Raw genomic sequence first — 17,056 nt, 5'->3', positions numbered from 1 at the left:
TATGCAGCAGCAGATCAAGCTGGGGGCTATCATTCTCATTGGGCTAAGCCTGATCATTGGGATGGTGTTACTCGTGGTCATAAGGGGTAACACCATTCCGGCCAGCCCACCGGTGGCGCAACCGAGCATTCATGCAGATAGCCCCGTAGAGAGCGAACTACGCATACGGGGCGAACAACTCTTCAACAACCTGGGCTGTGCGGCCTGCCACCAAGAGCATGGCGCGGGCCTCGGCCCGCGCCTGCACGGCCTCTACGACCGTCAAGTATCCCTCGCGGATGGCAGTGATATACTCGCCGATGACGCCTACCTCTACGAGTCGATCCTCAACCCAGCCGCCAAAGTAGTGAAGAGCTACAACCCGATCATGCCCGCCTACGAAGGCCAACTCAAGGAAGATGAGGTACGCCAGTTGATCGCGTACCTCAAGTCGTTGGCGGAGTGACCCGCATCACATAGGGGTCACTCCGTCGGCGATGAGCCGCAGCTACATTGGATCATGGCGATCAAGGATCACCTTGGGCGGAATCCCCTCAATAGGCAGTGTAAAGCGAAAGATCGCGCCACCATCGGGCCGATTCTCGGCCCAAATCTGGCCACCGTGGGCATCAACCATCCCCTTACAAATCGCAAGACCAAGCCCTACGTTCCCCCGTCCGCTATCAGCACCACCTCGATAGAACTTATCAAAGACGCGCTGCTCATCACCAGGAGTAAGTCCGCGCCCTTGATCAGCCACCGAAACCTCCACCAAGGTGGTTCCTGTGGCTATACGCGGGCAAATACAGCGTGCTTGCAAATGAATCGGAGTACCGGGTGGCGTATGCTGCACCGCATTTTCTAACAGATTGACCAACACCTGTTCAATCAGCAGGGTATCAAGGGGTATCAGTGGCAGATCAGCGGGAAGATCGATCATCAGCGCATGGTTTCCTGGCAATACCGCTTGGGCCGGAAGACCGCCGGCAACCCGTTCGACAGCAACCCCCACCACCTCTTCAAGCGATTGCCACTCTTTACGAATCCGCACAGCACCAGCCTCCAAGCGGGTCATCTCCAACAGATTATTGAGCAGGCGATTGAGGCGGTGAGCTTCATCATGGGCCGTCTGGATCATCTCCATGCGGGCGTGCATATCAAATGTAGCATTCTCTTGGGTCAGACTAGTGAGTACACCGGTAATGATTGCCAGGGGTGTTCGCAAATCATGAGAGACCGAAGAGAGCAATGCAACCCGCAGCCGTTCCGTTTCAGCGGTAAGCGTGGCATGCTCTGCTTCAACTGCGAGACGAACCCGTTCAAGCGCAAGTGCGGTCTGACTAACAAATGCTTCGAGAAGATGAATCTGTTCGGGGTTGAGCAACCAATTGCGTTGGCGTGGCCGCACGCCTAGCACGCCCACAATCTGTTGGGAGCCGCTGAGTGGAAAATAGAGACCTTCGGCGCTTGGCAGGGTATTGGTACCCAAACCCGCACACTCTTTATGATCAGCCACCCACTGAGCTACTGCCTGTTCAGAAGCACTTAACCCGAAGATCTGGTTTGTATTGATATGTTGTGCCCATCCACTGCAATCACCCCATGGACGTAACACACCATCACTACCAGGAAGCATCACCACCACTTGGCTTTCAAAGACACTATAAATATGGCGCACGGCAACGCCCAACAAGTTTTCGAGACCCCGGATGCTGGCAAACTCACGACTCAGGGCGTACAGAGCAGCAGTACGGCGCTCACGCTGGCGGGCGGCATCAGCCTGTTGGCGAAAGCGCACCGTCAGATTGCTGACCACAAGGCCAACCACCAACATCACTGTGAACGTGATCAGATAGCGTACATCGGTAAATGTGAAGGTTAGGCGGGGATGGACAAAGAAAAAGTTGAAACTCAAAACACTCAGGATTGCTGCTAACGCCGAAGGGCCACGTCCACCTGCAAGAGCGACACCGAGGACACCAAGAAGATAGACCATAATCACATTTGCTTCACCAATACCGACGTTATCAATCACCAACGCAAAGGCCGTACAGAACGCCACCAGCAACGGCGCAGCAGCGTAGGTTTGCCAAGGGCTCGTAACTTCCAATGCTGCACGGAGTGGTGGTTCCGTATCATGAGAATCGCCCGACACCGCATAGACATCAATAACACCACTTCGGCGCAACAGATCATCTGCGACCGAGCCAGAGATCATATCTTGCCAACGCGGGCGTTCAGGTTTACCGATCACAATTTTAGAAATATTACGCACCCGCGCATACGCAAGTAGTTCATCGGCTACATTCGTTGCACTCAAAGAGACCGTCTCGGCACCCAATTGTTCAGCCAAACGCAATGTTTCCACTACTCGTTCACGATCCACCTCACTACGACGCAATTCAGCGGGTGTCTCAACAAACGCAACGATCCATTCAGCACGCAAACCAGCCGCCATCCGCCGCGCTGCCCGTACCAGACGCGGTGCCGAAGGGCTAGAACTGATACCAACCAACAATCTAAGCGTTGTCGGCCAGGGTGTACTAATCGCATTATCCCGCCGATACACCTCCATTTGTGCATCCACACGATCAGCGGTGCGACGTAGCGCCAATTCGCGCAGAGCAATCAGATTGCCTTTACGAAAGAAGTTGCTCATCGCTCGCTCTGCATGCTGCGGAAGGTAGACCTTTCCTTCACGCAGGCGTTGAAGCAGGTCGTCAACGGGAACATCAATAAGTTTCACCTCATCAGCCTGTTCAACTATACTATCGGGCACCGTCTCACGCACGATCACTCCCGTGATCTGGGTGACAACATCATTGAGGCTCTCAAGATGCTGAACATTGACGGTGGTATAGACATCAATACCGGCAGCAAGAAGCTCCTGGACATCCTGCCAACGCTTGGGATGGCGCGTACCTGAAGCGTTGGTATGAGCAAGTTCATCTACGAGGATGAGACGCGGATGCCGTGCAAGGGCGCGATCAAGATCGAACTCGCGCAGGGTCACCCCTCGATAGGGTATCTCTTGTTGGGCAAGCACTTCGAGACCATCAAGCAAGGACAGAGTCTCTTTACGTCCGTGTGTCTCAATAACTCCAGCGACAACATCAACGCCCTCAGCCTTACGGATGTGGCCTGCCTCTAACATCGCAAAGGTCTTGCCAACTCCGGGTGCAGATCCAAAAAACACCGTCAGGCGACCACGCGCCTTGGCCGCCTCTTCGGCACGCACGCGGGCCAACAATGCTTCAGGATCAGGCCGCATCTGCTCGCTTATGGTACGCATATTTTTTTGTTCCATAACCCCTACTATGCTGTATTTCTGAAGTCATTGTACACGAATATATACTGAAATATCATAATATATATATAATTTTTACACTGTAGTCATATTTTATACGCCATTTTTATACTCAATACCTCTACAATATTGCTACCATCGTGAGCCACTATTGGGGAGGAGGTAGACAATGGATATGATCTATCTGGGGTTAACGCTGCTCTTTTTTAGCTTGACATGGGGACTGATCGAATACAGCAACCACTTAATGGGGAGAAAATAAGATGTCTCTGCTCTACCTCGTCAGTGCGCTGGTAACCCTAGCCCTGATGATCTACCTCTTTATTGCGCTGCTCAACCCGGAGAACTTCTGATGAACACACAAGGGTGGCTCCAAGTCAGCCTCTATCTGGGTGTCTTACTCGTGTTAGCCAAACCACTTGGATGGTATATGGCACGCGTGTACGCAGGAGAATCTGTTGGCCTGAATACCTTGCTGGCCCCCGTAGAGCGATCATGCTATCGCCTACTCGGTATTGATGAGCAGACCGAGCAGAGTTGGAAGGAATACGCGCTGGGCTTGGTGCTCTTCAACACGGTAGGGATGCTCATGGTATATGGGTTGCAGCGCCTACAAAGCAGCCTCCCACTCAACCCAGACAGATTGGCCGCCCCACTGCCGGATCTATCGTTCAATACCGCCGCATCGTTTATTTCCAATACCAACTGGCAGAGTTATGGTGGTGAGGTCACCATGAGCTACCTGACCCAGATGCTCGGCTTAAATGTTCAAAACTTCCTCTCGGCTGCAACCGGCATGGCGGTACTCATCGCCCTCATCCGTGGATTGCGTGCCCGTTCATCTGCGACCATCGGTATTTTTTGGGTTGACCTCATCCGTTCAATCCTCTACATCCTGCTGCCGCTGGCACTGATTCTGGCCTGTCTGCTCGTCTCACAAGGGGTTGTGCAGAGCTTCAGCCCCTCGATTGAGGTCGTACTACTTCAGAACACCATTGATACCGACGGTCATCTGGTCAGCACCCAAAACCTACCGCTAGGGCCTGCGGCCTCGCAGATTGCGATTAAACAGTTGGGAACGAACGGTGGGGGCTTCTTTAATGTCAATTCAGCCCACCCTTTTGAGAACCCAACCCCACTGAGCAACATGCTGGAGATGCTGGCTATTTTACTCATTCCGGTCGCACTCTGTTTCACCTTCGGAATCATGGTGAACGATCCCCGTCAGGGGCAGGCACTCCTGACGGTCATGATGGTCATTTTTATCCCATTACTCCTCTTTGGTGTGATCCAAGAGCAAGCGGGAACCCCACAACTTGCCGCATTGGGCATCGATCTCGGCGCGAGCGACATGCAGGCTGGGGGCAACATGGAAGGCAAGGAGACGCGCTTTGGGGTCGTGAATTCGGCATTGTGGGCCGCAGCCACAACGGCAGCCTCCAACGGTTCGGTCAATTCGATGCATGACAGCTATACCCCACTAGGTGGGTTGGTTCCCCTCTTCCTGATCCAACTTGGTGAGATCATCTTCGGGGGGGTTGGTTCGGGCCTGTATGGAATGCTTATCTTCGCCCTCATCACGGTCTTTATTGCCGGTTTGATGGTAGGGCGTACCCCTGAGTACCTGGGCAAGAAGATTGAGGCATTTGAGATCAAGATGGCAGCGTTAGTTCTGCTCATCCCCTGCATTGTCGTTCTCTGCTTCACGGCCCTGGCGGTGACAACACCCTGGGGTAAAGGCGCACTCTACGCGACAAACATTGAATATACCAGCATCGCGAATCCAGGTCCACATGGGTTTAGTGAAGTATTGTATGCCTACAGTTCGATGGGCAACAATAATGGTTCAGCTTTTGCAGGGTTAGGGGCCAACAATCCCTTCTATAACACCACTGGTGGCCTCGCTATGCTGATCGCACGTTTCTGGATCATTGTGCCAGTACTCGCGATTGCCGGATCGCTGGCAGCCAAAAAGACCGTTCCCAGTGGCCCCGGTACACTCCCCACCCACACTCCGCTCTTTATGACCATGCTGGTAGGCGTCGTGATCATTGTCGGAGTGCTGACCTTCATTCCCGCACTGGCCCTTGGTCCAATCATCGAGCACCTCATGATGCTCGGCATATAAAGAGGAGGGGTGATCAGATCATGGCACTGCACACACCAGTACAACACGTGTTTGATCCCAGCATTGTGCGCCAAGCTATCCGCGATTCGTTCCTAAAACTCGATCCGCGTGTCCAGATCCGCAATCCAGTTATGTTTGTCGTACTCATCGGTGCGACTCTGACCAGCATACTCTGGATTCAAACCTTCTTTGGCGCGGATACGGCATCGGCCAGTTTCATTTTCACAATCAGTATATGGCTCTGGTTTACGACACTCTTTGCCAATTTCTCCGAAGCTATGGCTGAAGGGCGCGGAAAGGCTCAGGCGGATACCCTGCGTAAAGCGCGCCGCGATGTACAGGCGAAGAAACTCAAAGAGCCACGCTACGGTACACCCACGACTGCGGTATCATCGGGTAGCCTACGTGCGGGAGATGTCGTCCTCGTTGAAGTGGGTGACATTATTCCCTCGGATGGCGAGGTGATAGAAGGGGTCGCCTCGGTCAATGAGAGTGCGATCACCGGCGAATCGGCTCCGGTCATCCGCGAAAGCGGCGGAGATCGTTCGGCTGTTACCGGAGGCACTACGGTTCTTAGTGACTGGTTGGTGATCCGGATTACGGCAAATCCGGGCGAAACCTTTCTTGATCATATGATCAGTATGGTTGAGGGAGCCAAACGCCAAAAGACTCCCAACGAGATCGCCCTAAACATCTTACTCGCCGCACTCACCATCATCTTTCTGCTCGTCACCGCAACCCTGCTACCCTTCTCGCTCTTTGCAATCACCGCGAACGGCAGCGGCACACCCATCACCATCACCATCACCATCTTGGTCGCCCTGTTGGTGTGCCTGATCCCTACCACCATTGGCGGGCTACTCTCGGCGATTGGTATTGCGGGGATGGATCGCATGATCCAGTCCAATGTGATCGCGCTGTCGGGGCAAGCAGTGGAGGCCGCTGGTGATGTGGATGTATTGCTCCTCGATAAGACGGGCACCATTACCCTGGGCAACCGTCAGGCGGTGGCGTTCTTACCAGCAACTGGAGTGAGCGAAGCCGATCTTGCCGATGCCGCCCAAATCGCGTCATTAGCCGACGAAACCCCCGAAGGTCGCAGTATTGTCGTCCTTGCCAAAGAGAAGTACGGTATCCGTGAACGCAGTATAGGCGAACTTCATGCCGAGTTTATTCCCTTTACGGCGCAAACCCGTATGAGTGGCGTAAACCTCAACGGAAGTTGTTTTCGCAAAGGTGCCTCCGATGCTATTCAGCGTTATGTTGAATCGCAAAACGGCCTCTTCCCGCATGATGTCCGCACCAGTGTAGAGACTATCGCTCGCCAGGGGAGTACGCCGCTTATTGTCACCGACCACACCAAGGTGTTGGGGGTGGTGGAACTCAAAGATATCGTTAAAGGTGGTATCAAGGAACGCTTCGCTGAGCTACGGCGTATGGGAATCAAGACCATCATGATCACTGGAGACAATCCGCTTACTGCGGCTGCGATTGCCGCCGAAGCCGGTGTTGATGACTTTCTTGCCGAAGCAACCCCCGAAGCCAAGCTCCATCTTATCCGCGAGTATCAGCGTACAGGCCGACTGGTTGCGATGACCGGGGATGGAACCAATGATGCGCCCGCTCTGGCGCAAGCAGATGTGGCAGTGGCCATGAACTCGGGGACACAGGCAGCCAAAGAGGCGGGAAACATGGTAGATCTGGATAGTAACCCTACCAAGTTGATCGAAATTGTCGAAATTGGCAAACAGATCTTGATCACCCGTGGCGCATTGACAACCTTCAGTATTGCGAATGATGTTGCCAAATATTTCGCCATCATCCCCGCCGCTTTTGCCACCACCTACCCACAACTCAATGTGCTCAATGTCATGGGCCTCAGTTCCCCTACCAATGCTATCGTCGCTGCGGTCATCTTCAATGCGATCATCATCCCACTTCTCATTCCTGTTGCACTGCGCGGCGTACAATACCGCGCTGGCGAGGCAACCACGTTACTTCAGCGCAACCTGCTCATCTATGGTTTGGGCGGTCTGATCGCACCATTCATTGGGATCAAGATCATCGATTTTATCCTCCCAATACTGGGCCTCAAATAGAGAATATGAGGCAAGATTAGGAACAGCCATGAACTCCATCGTCAGCCAAATTCGCCCTGCCGTGATCAGCCTGTTACTCCTAAGCCTGCTCACTGGTGGGCTGTACCCCTTGGTCGTTACGGGAATCGCTCAGGTGGCCTTTCCGTTTCAAGCCAACGGCTCCCTGATCGTTCACGACAACCAGATCCGTGGATCAGTATTGATTGGCCAAGACTTCAGTGATCCAGGTTATTTCTGGTCACGTCCATCGGCTACGGGGCAGCATCCCTACAATGCCTTCCATGCCGCAAGCCAAACCGGATCGGCGGGTTCAAACCTTGGGCCACTCAATCCAGTGCTGTACACCACCATCCAGGTGCGCATTGATGCGTTGCGGGTTGCTGATCCACAAGCAACCCCACCCTATCCTGCGGATCTTGTCACGACATCGGCAAGTGGGTTAGACCCCCACATCAGCCCAGCGGCGGCTGCATATCAGATCCGACGAGTTGCGCAGAATCGCGGTTTGAGTGAAGAACAGGTACAACAATTGGTGCTACAGTATACTGAAGGGCGTGATTTTAATCTCTTGGGAGAGCCAAGAGTGAATGTTGTACGCCTAAACTTGGCCCTTGATAGCATCGAGTAGTGGATAGAGAACCGACGTGAGTGATCGGCAACCAACCATTCTGGTCATCGAAGACGAACTCCAGATCCGGCGCTTCTTGCGTTCGCCACTCTATGAGCATGGCTACCACATGATCGAGGCAAGTACCGGTGATCAAGGGGTTCAACAGGCAGCTCAGCTTCAACCTGATGGTATCATCCTGGATTTGGGATTGCCAGATATGGACGGCCTCGAAGTGCTACGCCGCATCCGAAGCTGGTCATCCGTGCCGATTGTCATTCTTACCGCCCGTGGACACGAGCAGGAGAAGATCGCGCTCCTCGATGCAGGTGCGGATGATTACCTCACAAAGCCGTTTGGTATTGGTGAATTACTGGCACGCATTCGTGCTGCACTACGTCGTACATCAAGTATGCTGGCAGAACAAGCACCGATCATCGAATTTGGTGATATTAAGTTGGACATGGTGCATCGGCAGGTATGGCGCACCAATACACAGATCCATCTCACTCCGATTGAGTACAATCTGCTGGTTGTATTGGTGCGCAATCTGGGCCGGGTCGTGACTCAGCGCCAGTTACTCCAAGAGGTGTGGGGGCCAGAGTATATCGACTCGCCCCACTACCTCCGCATCTATATGCAGCACCTCCGCCATAAACTCGAAGCCGATCCAACCCGCCCGCGTTTCCTGCTTACCGAGTTGGGTGTTGGCTACCGCCTACGGGACGAAGATTAGCCCACACGATACCCAGCCTCTCACACGGTATACCCATCCAACGCCTGGGCCAGATCGGCGATCAGATCCACAGCATCCTCAACGCCACACGCGAAGCGCACGAGGTTGTCGTAGATCCCGACGGCGTTGCATTGCTCGGTAGTCATCTCGTAGTAACTAATGATCGCCGGTTGTTCGATCAGGCTCTCCACCCCACCCAGGCTAGGGGCGATGTAGGGAATCTTGACCAGATCGATCATGTGGGCGGTGGCCGCCAGATCACCCTCGATCTCGAACGAAACCACCCCACCAAAGCCGCGCATCTGGGCCGTGGCAACCGCATGATCGGGGTGGCTGGGGAGACCCGGATAGTGGACGTGGGTCACACGTGGGTGGCGCTCCAAGAACTGGGCCACCGCGAGGCCATTCTGGTTGTGGCGCTCCATGCGCAGGCCAAAGGTCTTGAGGCCACGCAGCAGCAGAAAGGCGCTCTGGGGATCACTGATCGCCCCCATGATCCCTTGCTCATGGCGCAGCGGCTGGATCAATTCCGGGGCACCAATCACCACCCCGGCCAGCAGATCGTTATGGCCACCCAAGTACTTGGTGCAGCTATGGACAACCAGATCAATGCCATATTCAAGTGGGCGCATGTTGTAGGGCGTGGCAAAAGTGGCATCAATCAGGGTCAAGATCTGGTGCTGGCGCGCCACCGCGACCACATCGGCCAGATTGGTCACGCGCAGATAGGGGTTCGTCGGTGCCTCACTGAGAATCAGGCTGGTCTGGCCGGGACGGATCGCGGCGGCGAGAGCCTCCGTATTACAGACCGGGATGACCGTATGTTCAATACCGAGGCGCACCAAGATCGTCTGTACAAACTGGCGGGTACGGCGGTAGCAATCATCGGTGAGGATGAGGTGGCCACCCGTCGGCACCAGCGCGAGGATGGTCGAGGTAATCGCATTCATGCCGGAGGGGCAGAGCAGGGCGGCGGCACCACCCTGAGGGGCTTCGAGAGCGGCCAGTTTGGCCTCGGCGGCGCGGATGGTGGGGTTGCCATAGCGACCATACTCATCGCGCACCACCCGACCAGCCTGGAGATCGATCACATCGGCACTCTTGGCGAAGGTGTAGGTCGAGGCATGCACGACCGCTGTGGTAATCGCGTCATGGGCGCGCTGACGTGGCTCACCCGCGTGGACAGCAGCCGTACTGGGGCCAAACTCAACAGACATAGGGGAACCTCGTAAACTTAGTGTGGATTATCAGGATTACAGGTCGGTGAAAAAGTTCATCTGCGCATTTGGGGTGGGAAGAAAGAGTAGCTTTTCAAGGCGATAACGCATCGCCTGACGCGAAACATCAAAAAGATTGGCCAGGTGATTGATGTTGACGCCGTCACGATAGACGGCTGCCTCAATCAAATGAGCAGGCATCAGAAGTTCAGCGGCAAATGTATTCGCCTCAATCTCACGGCGGCGCAGATCAAGATTTGCGGGTTTGCTGTTGTTTAGTCCTTTTGGTAATGTACATTCTGGTAGAGATAGATTCTGCGATACAATACCATCAAGCACACTCATACTCTCGGTACTACAATCATACTTCTGCTGGATTCCCTCAGCGATCACATGTAGCCGGTAATGACCTATTTCATGGGCAATGGTGAAACGCTGGCGTTGTGAATGATCGCTACGTCGTACCTCAATAATACGCTGTTCAGCATACAAACGCCCAGCTAAGGTTGATGGCAAATCACTTGTGGTATCAATGGCTAAGAGATAGAGCAGATCAGCAAGATCTTCGACTGCAATTGGCGGTTGGAGCGCACCAATCCGCGCTTCCCATGCGGCTAAGGTCTGGCGCGCCTCTTTAGCTGCAAATTCTGTCCAACGCATCATCCGCCCCTAGGGTTGTTCTTTTGAATTGGTATCAATCAGAATGGTACGCGCAAAAACGGTACCATGGCGTGGATTGCCGGCTTGCGTTGTAAAGCGTGCCAGCATCTTGAGGTATTCAGCCGACGCATTCAACGCTAGTGCAAGGTGCTCAATGAGACCGGTTGAGAACTTCCTTGGATCAAGCTTATTCAGTTCAAGATCACGCAGTTCTTGAACAGTCATACCTACTTTTTGTGCAAGGATACGCTGCGGAATATCGGATTCACGGCGCTGGGTCTGTACATAGTTCCCTAGAGTGGGAAATTGTTGTTCAGCAAGCCCTAGAATGATCGCGCAGCGGTGTGCCTTTTGCGAATCACGCTCGCCACACTGAAGGCGCTGAGTAAAAAGTGCGGCAAGATCGGGAGTCTCAGCAAATTCACGCAAGGCTTGCGCACGGCAGATGTCAGTATATGGGCAACGAAATGTCATGATTCTGCCTCCATTCCTAGCCAACGAGCAATCTGAAATGCCTGCCGCATCGCATGTTCACGATCCGTGAAGGATATTCCCAATCGTTGCATCTCTTCCATCACCTGCTCATGCAAGACGGTACGCTGGCCATTAAGTTCACGAATTTCATCAGTCTCTAGCATGCCCGATTGAATATCGTCAACAAGTTGCTGATATTCCCGGCACAAACTGATGAGGTAGTCGTAGGAAGGCATACAGAACAAACATCCTATAATATTAGGATAACATAGTCTGGAACGAATTTCAAGGGCATTGATAGCCCTATGAAGCGACTAGTGTACCATACACCGATATACCGTACAATATGCCCTAACAGAGTAACTGTTCACACTTGGGGTAAAAGAAATCTCGTATTGACGCAAAGGCGCAAGGACGCAAAGGTTGTATTGCAGGCTTTGCGCCTCTGCGTCTTTGCGTCAAAACCTGGAAGCTAGGAGGAGTGTGAACTCTTACCTAACAGAGCTACCATAGCAGCAGGGGGAGACGTGGCCGATCCGCATGAACTGAGCAATGCTGAGGCATTCACCCTGCTGACTCGGCTAATCAAAGAACTGAATAACGATCACTTATTAGATTCAGTATTAGATCTGATTTGTTATGAAGTAGCAGTAGCCTTTCAAACCATGGCCATCATCGGAGCCTATGATGAAGAGTGCCGGGTGATCCGCATGGTACGCAGTCGCGGCGCAGATCTGGCCCAGGTGGCGCAATTCATCCCCCCGCCCAGCCACCCCGCCCCTGCCCAACCCCAATACTCCCCACACATGCTCGGTCAGGTACATAGCATCGGTCTGTGGCATGACGGCATTCCCGTTGGGGCGCTCGTGCTGCTCAATCCGGCCCGCCAGCATCAGCACCTCCTCACCAGCATTGCCGATCTGACCAGCCAAGCGGTAGTGCATGCCATACGCCTCAGTCATGCCCGTTCGCGTAGTGAGGATCTGGAGGTGATTAATACGCTGGGGCGGGCCTTGGCCGAGACGCTCGATCTTGAGCGGATGTATCGGCTACTCTATGAGGTGGCCATGAAGTTGTTGCCCGATGTGGCCGGGGCAATCTTCTCGCTCTTTGATGCGACAACCCAGCAGATCCGCTGCGTCTTTGCGATTCTGGATGGTGAACAGATCGATCCGCGTGAGTTTCCCATCTTCACGCTGGCTCCGCCTGGAAAAGGTATTCAGAGCGACACCATCCACAAGCGCCAACCAATGATTGTGGGCAGCTTTGAGGAATTGAACCAGCGTTCCATCCAAGTCGTGGAGGTGGGAAGTGATGAGGGCGGGGTTGCCGAATCGATCCTCTATGTGCCCATGATCGCCCGTGAACAGGTGATTGGGGTACTTCAAGTGCAGAGCTTTAGCCCCGGCAGTTTTAGTATGGGCCACGCGGCGATGCTAGGTATGGCCGCGAACATTGCCGCCGTGGCCATCGAGAATGCCCGCTTGGTCAATGATCTGCAACACTCCAACCACGAGATCTTCGCCGCCTACAACAGCACCCTAGAGGGCTGGTCACGAGCACTCGACCTCCGCGATCAGGAGACGCAGGGGCATTCGCAGCGGGTGACGGAGATGACGGTGCGCATGGCGCGGGCTGCGGGAATGGGCGAGGAGGAGATCAACTATGCGCGATGGGGGGCACTGCTGCACGACATCGGCAAGATGGGGGTGCCTGACGCGATTCTACTCAAACCCGGCCCGCTCAGCGAGGAGGAGTGGGCCATCATGCGCATGCATCCCGTCTATGCCTACCAACTCCTGATGCCGATCAGTTTCTTGCATCCCGCGCTCGCCATCCCCTACTGCCACCACGAGCGTTGGGATGGTACGGGCTACCCACGTGGGTTGCGTGGAACCGAGATCCCACTTGCCGCACGGCTCTTCGCGGTGATTGACATCTGGGATGCGCTACGCTCGGATCGCCCCTACCGTCCTGCCTGGCCAGTCGAACGGGTACGCGACCACATCAACACCTTGGCCGGGAGCCACCTTGATCCAGAGGCGGTACGGATCTTCTTTCAGGTGATGGATGGTGGGTAGAGACGCAATATTTTGCGTCTCTACGATTGCGCATTGTGCCCCACCGCCTCAATCCGCTCGATCATCCCATCGCGTAGATGCACGATGCGGTCGGCAAAACTGGCCACACCCATATCATGGGTGACGAGCAGCATGGTCAGCCCCTCGTCACGCACAAGGCGCTGGAGAAGGCCCATAATCTCGCTCCCAGTGCGCGAGTCGAGGTTGCCAGTGGGTTCGTCGGCGAGGAGTAGGCGCGGACGGTTGGCCAGAGAGCGGGCGATGGCGACGCGCTGTTGTTCACCGCCGCTGAGTTCCGAGGGGCGATGATCGGCGCGGGCGGCCAAGCCGAGTTGATCGAGCAATGTGAGGGCACGCGCCTTGCGAGTGGCTAGCGGCGCACCGGCGAGCATGAGTGGTACGGCCACATTCTCCCATGCCGACTTGATCGGTAAGAGGTTGAAGCTCTGGAAGATAAAACCAAGCGTATCGCGGCGGTAGGCCACCAACTCGGCATCGCTACTGCGCCCCAACTCCAAACCATGCACCCACACCTCACCGGCACTAGGGCGCACCAAACCACCGATCAGGTGCAGCAGCGTACTCTTCCCGCTGCCACTCGGCCCCACCAGCGCCACGAACTCACCCGGCTGCACCGTCAGATCCACCCCACGCAGCGCGGCCACACTTGTCTTACCCATGGCGTAACTGCGGGCCAGAGCGCTGGTTGTGATCAAGGCAGTGGTCATAGAGACATCAATCCATTCATGTAGAAATTGGCACCAAGGGTAGCACTACCTTGAACATCGTACCACCATTGACCTGCGTTTCAACCGCAATCTGTCCGTTATGGGCCAGCACACACTCCCTGACGATACTCAGCCCTAAGCCGACACCCTTGATCTGTTTGGCATTCTTGGCGCGGTGGAAGGGTTCATAGAGATACGGGAGGCTTTCAGTAGGAATGCCGATGCCCTGATCATGGACTTCGAGCCAGATCTGATCATGGTGGAGAGAGAGATTGAGCCTAATTTCACTCCCGACTGGTGAGTACTTGATCGCATTGGCGATCAGGTTGGCCAAGATATGCCGCAAGAGCCGTGGATCAAGTTCGATTTGTTCAGGCAGGCTGTAGGTAAGACTGAAGATATGGGCATTCCGATCAATAAGCCGAAACTCCTCGATGATCTTCTCGACAAAGCTGAGCAAATCCATCATCTGAGGAGTACATGTGATGTGCCCTCCCTCCATTTCGGCAACGACCATCACCTCGTCCAACATCTGGAGCAGGATATAGACCGAACCAAAGATGCGATTCACATACTTCTGTTTGTGCGTCACATAGTGCTGTGGATCACTCATCTCATCTAACAACTCAGCCGAAGCCATGATCGCGGTAAGCGGATTGCGAAAATCGTGCGAGAACATCGCCACCAGACGCGACTTGAGCAGCCGCTGCTCGCGCTCCTCGGCTAGAGCCGCATCGAGCATCTGGATGCGACCGAGCATCACCTCTTCTTGGAGTTCCTTCTTGCGCAACCTCGAGCGTACCATATTCAACAACTCAGCATGGCTGAAGGGCTTGGTCAGATAGTCATCAGCCCCCATATCCATCCCCCGACGAATCGCCTCTCGATCCGCCGAGGCAGTGAGAAAGACAAAGGGAGTGGAACTGAAACGCATACTCGCCCGCACCTCAAGCAACACCTCATGGCCATCCATTTCGGGCATGGCAATATCACACAAGATAAGATCGGGATGATCGCGCTGGATAACCTCTAACCCAAGCCGCCCATTGGGAGCACCAAGCGCCTCATAGCCCTCAAACTGAAGCCAATCCAAGACCTCTTCACGAATGGTCGGTTCGTCTTCGATGAGCAAAATCTTCGCCATCGCTAGCTATCCTTTGCTACAACGATCTTCAGCGGGATCGCTACTCGTATCGTGGTACCCTTATCCATCTCGCTCACAACCTGAATCGTCCCGTGGTGCATCTCAACCGCTTGGTGCGTAATACTCAACCCCAGGCCAGTTCCAGCAATCGTACCCACATTGGTTGCACGGTGGAAGGGATCAAACATTCGCTTAAGATCATCAGGAGGAATACCAATACCCTGATCGGTCACCATCAGAACGACTTGGTGGGCCTCGCGCTGTAGCGTAACCTGCACCTGCGACTGTGGCGCTGAGTACTTGAGCGCATTCGAGATCAGGTTGCTGATGATCTGGCGCATGAGACGCGGATCAATCTCGGCGAGGACAGGACGCTGTGGGCAGAGGTAGGCGATGCGTCCGGGTTGCCGCACCTGAGTCTCATACTCCTCAACAATCTCGCGGCAAAGCGCATCAAAATCCTCGATCAAGGGCTTAAACTCCATCCGCCCGGCCTGGATGCGTGCCAATTGCAGCACATCCTCCATAATCTCCTTCATGTGCATCACCTGTTGGCGGATCTTATCTAAGCGCGCATCAATCTGGGCCTCGTTCATACGATCCCGATAGATCGTCAAGGTTTCGGTCGTGGCCAAAATGGCGGCCAAGGGGGTACGAAACTCATGCGAGGCCATCGAGACGAAGCGCGATTTGAGTTCGCTCAGTTCATGCTCCTTCTGCCATGCTATGCGGAGAGCATCATCAGCCTGCTTGCGTTCGGTCATGTCGTAGACCGTGGAGCGACTATGTACAAATTGCCCCTGATCATCAATAATCGCCGTCGCATCAATCAGGACGGGGAAGGTAGTGCCATCCTTGCGCACCAGTTCAAACTCTAAGCCCTTGATCCAGCCCTGCTGTTTGAAGATGGGGAAGTTATGATCAAAGACTGGGCGCGTGGCGGGAGAGATCAGATCAACGAAGGTCTTTTTACCTAACATCTCCTCACGGGTATAGCCCAACCAGCGCAGTTCAGTATCATTAACCTGCACAAACCTGCCATTGGCATCCAACGAGTGGTAGCCTGCGGGGGCATTGTTATACAGATCCTGGACTTGGGCGGCATAACGCTGTAGCTCGATAGTACGCGCAATCACACGCTGTTCCATCAGATCGTAGGCTTCCTGCAACGCCTTGCGTGTGCGTTGGCGCTCGGTAACGTCGGTGATCAGGGCGTAGAGTTCGTTACGATCCTCAAATTCGATCAACCCAACAAATATCTCTACATTGTGCGGTTGACCATCCGCCCCACGATGGAGACACTCTATCGAATATATGCTTGAGTGTATCGCCTGGATGAGCTTATGCCGCACCTCTTCCGGCGGCAAGAGTGTGAGATCAGCCATATTGAGCGTCTTGAGTTGTTCGACCGTATAGCCATAGAAACGGCCCGCCGCTGGGTTCGCATTGATGATCTGACCAGTATCTGGAGCAAGGATCAGTTTGGGTAAGCCATGCATCTCGAACATCTGGCGGTAGCGCTGCTCACTCGCCTTGAAGGCTTGGAGCGCCTCAACCCGTTCGGTAATTACCTCCGAGAAGAGTACCAAGCCATCAATCTCACCTTGCTTATTGCGCCAAGGATGGATCTCCCAACGCACCCAATCCACCCGCCCATCACTGCGGGTGAAGGGTTCCCCCTCGTTCTTCTCCACCGCGCCCTGCAAACAGCGCTGATGAATCGCCCGCCAATAGTCGGGAATCTCAGGGAAAACATCGTAATGCGAATGGCCAATAATCTCGCAATCCTTGAGTTGATAGTCCTCTAGGTAGCGCCGACGTATCCGTTCACGCCCCCCCAGCAGGCAGTAATTGTGGGGCAGGCTGATTCGCCCAATACGCCGTAACCGCAGCGAT

General features: G+C 54.5%; 15 protein-coding genes. 7 read left to right on the top strand and 8 right to left on the bottom strand.

What is annotated here, in order from left to right:
* Position 1 precedes the first annotated feature (1 nt).
* Positions 2-445, top strand: a complete 444-nt coding sequence (locus EKD03_RS05140) for a c-type cytochrome (RefSeq protein ID WP_129628268.1) — start codon at positions 2-4, stop codon at positions 443-445.
* A 42-nt stretch (positions 446-487) separates the two neighbouring features.
* Here the strand turns inward: EKD03_RS05140 and EKD03_RS05135 are convergent, their stop codons facing one another.
* On the bottom strand, positions 488-3,271 hold the full coding sequence (locus EKD03_RS05135; protein WP_129628266.1) for a sensor histidine kinase: 2,784 nt from the start codon (positions 3,269-3,271) through the stop codon (positions 488-490).
* A gap of 278 nt (positions 3,272-3,549) precedes the next feature.
* Between EKD03_RS05135 and kdpF the strand changes: the two genes are divergently transcribed.
* The 5 genes from kdpF to EKD03_RS05110 are packed head-to-tail and all read left to right on the top strand — an operon-like array spanning position 3,550 to position 8,856.
* The gene (gene kdpF, locus EKD03_RS05130) at positions 3,550-3,639 is read left to right on the top strand and encodes a K(+)-transporting ATPase subunit F (protein WP_129628264.1); all 90 of its coding nucleotides are present in this window, start codon (positions 3,550-3,552) and stop codon (positions 3,637-3,639) included.
* Positions 3,639-5,414: a potassium-transporting ATPase subunit KdpA gene (kdpA, locus tag EKD03_RS05125; protein ID WP_129628262.1), complete on the top strand. Its 1,776-nt coding sequence runs from the start codon at positions 3,639-3,641 to the stop codon at positions 5,412-5,414. Before kdpF ends, kdpA begins: the two co-directional genes overlap by 1 nt.
* A 20-nt stretch (positions 5,415-5,434) precedes the next feature.
* Positions 5,435-7,513 (top strand): potassium-transporting ATPase subunit KdpB, encoded by a 2,079-nt coding sequence (kdpB, locus tag EKD03_RS05120; RefSeq protein ID WP_129628260.1) that lies wholly within the window; start codon positions 5,435-5,437, stop codon positions 7,511-7,513.
* 28 nt (positions 7,514-7,541) lie between these two features.
* The gene (gene kdpC / locus EKD03_RS05115) at positions 7,542-8,141 is read left to right on the top strand and encodes a potassium-transporting ATPase subunit KdpC (protein WP_129628258.1); all 600 of its coding nucleotides are present in this window, start codon (positions 7,542-7,544) and stop codon (positions 8,139-8,141) included.
* A gap of 16 nt (positions 8,142-8,157) precedes the next feature.
* Entirely contained in the window at positions 8,158-8,856 is a 699-nt protein-coding gene (locus EKD03_RS05110) for a response regulator (protein ID WP_129628256.1), read from the top strand.
* A 20-nt stretch (positions 8,857-8,876) separates the two neighbouring features.
* On the opposite strand, the gene EKD03_RS05105 is transcribed toward EKD03_RS05110, so the two are convergent.
* Genes EKD03_RS05105 through EKD03_RS05090 form a run of 4 tightly spaced genes read right to left on the bottom strand, consistent with a single transcriptional unit; the run spans position 8,877 to position 11,443 of the window.
* Positions 8,877-10,073 carry a trans-sulfuration enzyme family protein gene (locus tag EKD03_RS05105; protein ID WP_129628254.1) on the bottom strand — a complete coding sequence of 399 codons (1,197 nt, stop codon included), beginning with the start codon at positions 10,071-10,073 and terminating at the stop codon, positions 8,877-8,879.
* A gap of 36 nt (positions 10,074-10,109) precedes the next feature.
* On the bottom strand, positions 10,110-10,736 hold the full coding sequence (locus tag EKD03_RS05100) for an ImmA/IrrE family metallo-endopeptidase (RefSeq protein ID WP_129628252.1): 627 nt from the start codon (positions 10,734-10,736) through the stop codon (positions 10,110-10,112).
* A gap of 6 nt (positions 10,737-10,742) precedes the next feature.
* Complete coding sequence (locus EKD03_RS05095; protein ID WP_129628250.1) at positions 10,743-11,207, bottom strand: helix-turn-helix transcriptional regulator; 465 nt, start codon at positions 11,205-11,207, stop codon at positions 10,743-10,745.
* Entirely contained in the window at positions 11,204-11,443 is a 240-nt protein-coding gene (locus EKD03_RS05090) for a hypothetical protein (RefSeq protein WP_129628248.1), read from the bottom strand. Before EKD03_RS05090 ends, EKD03_RS05095 begins: the two co-directional genes overlap by 4 nt.
* Before the next feature lie 291 nt (positions 11,444-11,734).
* On the opposite strand from EKD03_RS05090, the gene EKD03_RS05085 reads away from it, so the two are divergent.
* On the top strand, positions 11,735-13,288 hold the full coding sequence (locus EKD03_RS05085) for an HD-GYP domain-containing protein (RefSeq protein ID WP_129628246.1): 1,554 nt from the start codon (positions 11,735-11,737) through the stop codon (positions 13,286-13,288).
* Positions 13,289-13,308: 20 nt separating this feature from the next.
* On the opposite strand, the gene EKD03_RS05080 is transcribed toward EKD03_RS05085, so the two are convergent.
* From EKD03_RS05080 to EKD03_RS05070, 3 genes are all read right to left on the bottom strand, one after another.
* On the bottom strand, positions 13,309-14,016 hold the full coding sequence (locus tag EKD03_RS05080) for an ABC transporter ATP-binding protein (RefSeq protein ID WP_129628244.1): 708 nt from the start codon (positions 14,014-14,016) through the stop codon (positions 13,309-13,311).
* A 16-nt stretch (positions 14,017-14,032) separates the two neighbouring features.
* Positions 14,033-15,160 carry a hybrid sensor histidine kinase/response regulator gene (locus EKD03_RS05075; RefSeq protein ID WP_129628242.1) on the bottom strand — a complete coding sequence of 376 codons (1,128 nt, stop codon included), beginning with the start codon at positions 15,158-15,160 and terminating at the stop codon, positions 14,033-14,035.
* A gap of 2 nt (positions 15,161-15,162) precedes the next feature.
* A partial coding sequence (locus tag EKD03_RS05070; protein ID WP_129628240.1) for a sensor histidine kinase occupies positions 15,163-17,056 on the bottom strand: 1,894 nt, incomplete at its 5' end.

Source organism: Candidatus Oscillochloris fontis, assembly GCF_004138135.1.
Lineage (GTDB): Bacteria > Chloroflexota > Chloroflexia > Chloroflexales > Chloroflexaceae > Oscillochloris > Oscillochloris fontis.
Note: the sequence above shows the minus strand (reverse complement) of the source record. Positions and strands in the feature narration are given on the sequence as shown.

Excerpts from the sequence above, each read along its gene's own strand:
- EKD03_RS05140 (WP_129628268.1), top strand. The coding sequence starts at position 2 with ATGCAGCAGCAGATCAAGCTGGGGGCTATCATTCTCATTGGGCTAAGC.
- EKD03_RS05135 (WP_129628266.1), bottom strand. The coding sequence starts at position 3,271 with ATGCGTACCATAAGCGAGCAGATGCGGCCTGATCCTGAAGCATTGTTG.
- kdpF (WP_129628264.1), top strand. The coding sequence starts at position 3,550 with ATGTCTCTGCTCTACCTCGTCAGTGCGCTGGTAACCCTAGCCCTGATG.
- kdpA (WP_129628262.1), top strand. The coding sequence starts at position 3,639 with ATGAACACACAAGGGTGGCTCCAAGTCAGCCTCTATCTGGGTGTCTTA.
- kdpB (WP_129628260.1), top strand. The coding sequence starts at position 5,435 with ATGGCACTGCACACACCAGTACAACACGTGTTTGATCCCAGCATTGTG.
- kdpC (WP_129628258.1), top strand. The coding sequence starts at position 7,542 with ATGAACTCCATCGTCAGCCAAATTCGCCCTGCCGTGATCAGCCTGTTA.
- EKD03_RS05105 (WP_129628254.1), bottom strand. The coding sequence starts at position 10,073 with ATGTCTGTTGAGTTTGGCCCCAGTACGGCTGCTGTCCACGCGGGTGAG.
- EKD03_RS05100 (WP_129628252.1), bottom strand. The coding sequence starts at position 10,736 with ATGATGCGTTGGACAGAATTTGCAGCTAAAGAGGCGCGCCAGACCTTA.
- EKD03_RS05095 (WP_129628250.1), bottom strand. The coding sequence starts at position 11,207 with ATGACATTTCGTTGCCCATATACTGACATCTGCCGTGCGCAAGCCTTG.
- EKD03_RS05090 (WP_129628248.1), bottom strand. The coding sequence starts at position 11,443 with ATGCCTTCCTACGACTACCTCATCAGTTTGTGCCGGGAATATCAGCAA.
- EKD03_RS05080 (WP_129628244.1), bottom strand. The coding sequence starts at position 14,016 with ATGACCACTGCCTTGATCACAACCAGCGCTCTGGCCCGCAGTTACGCC.
- EKD03_RS05075 (WP_129628242.1), bottom strand. The coding sequence starts at position 15,160 with ATGGCGAAGATTTTGCTCATCGAAGACGAACCGACCATTCGTGAAGAG.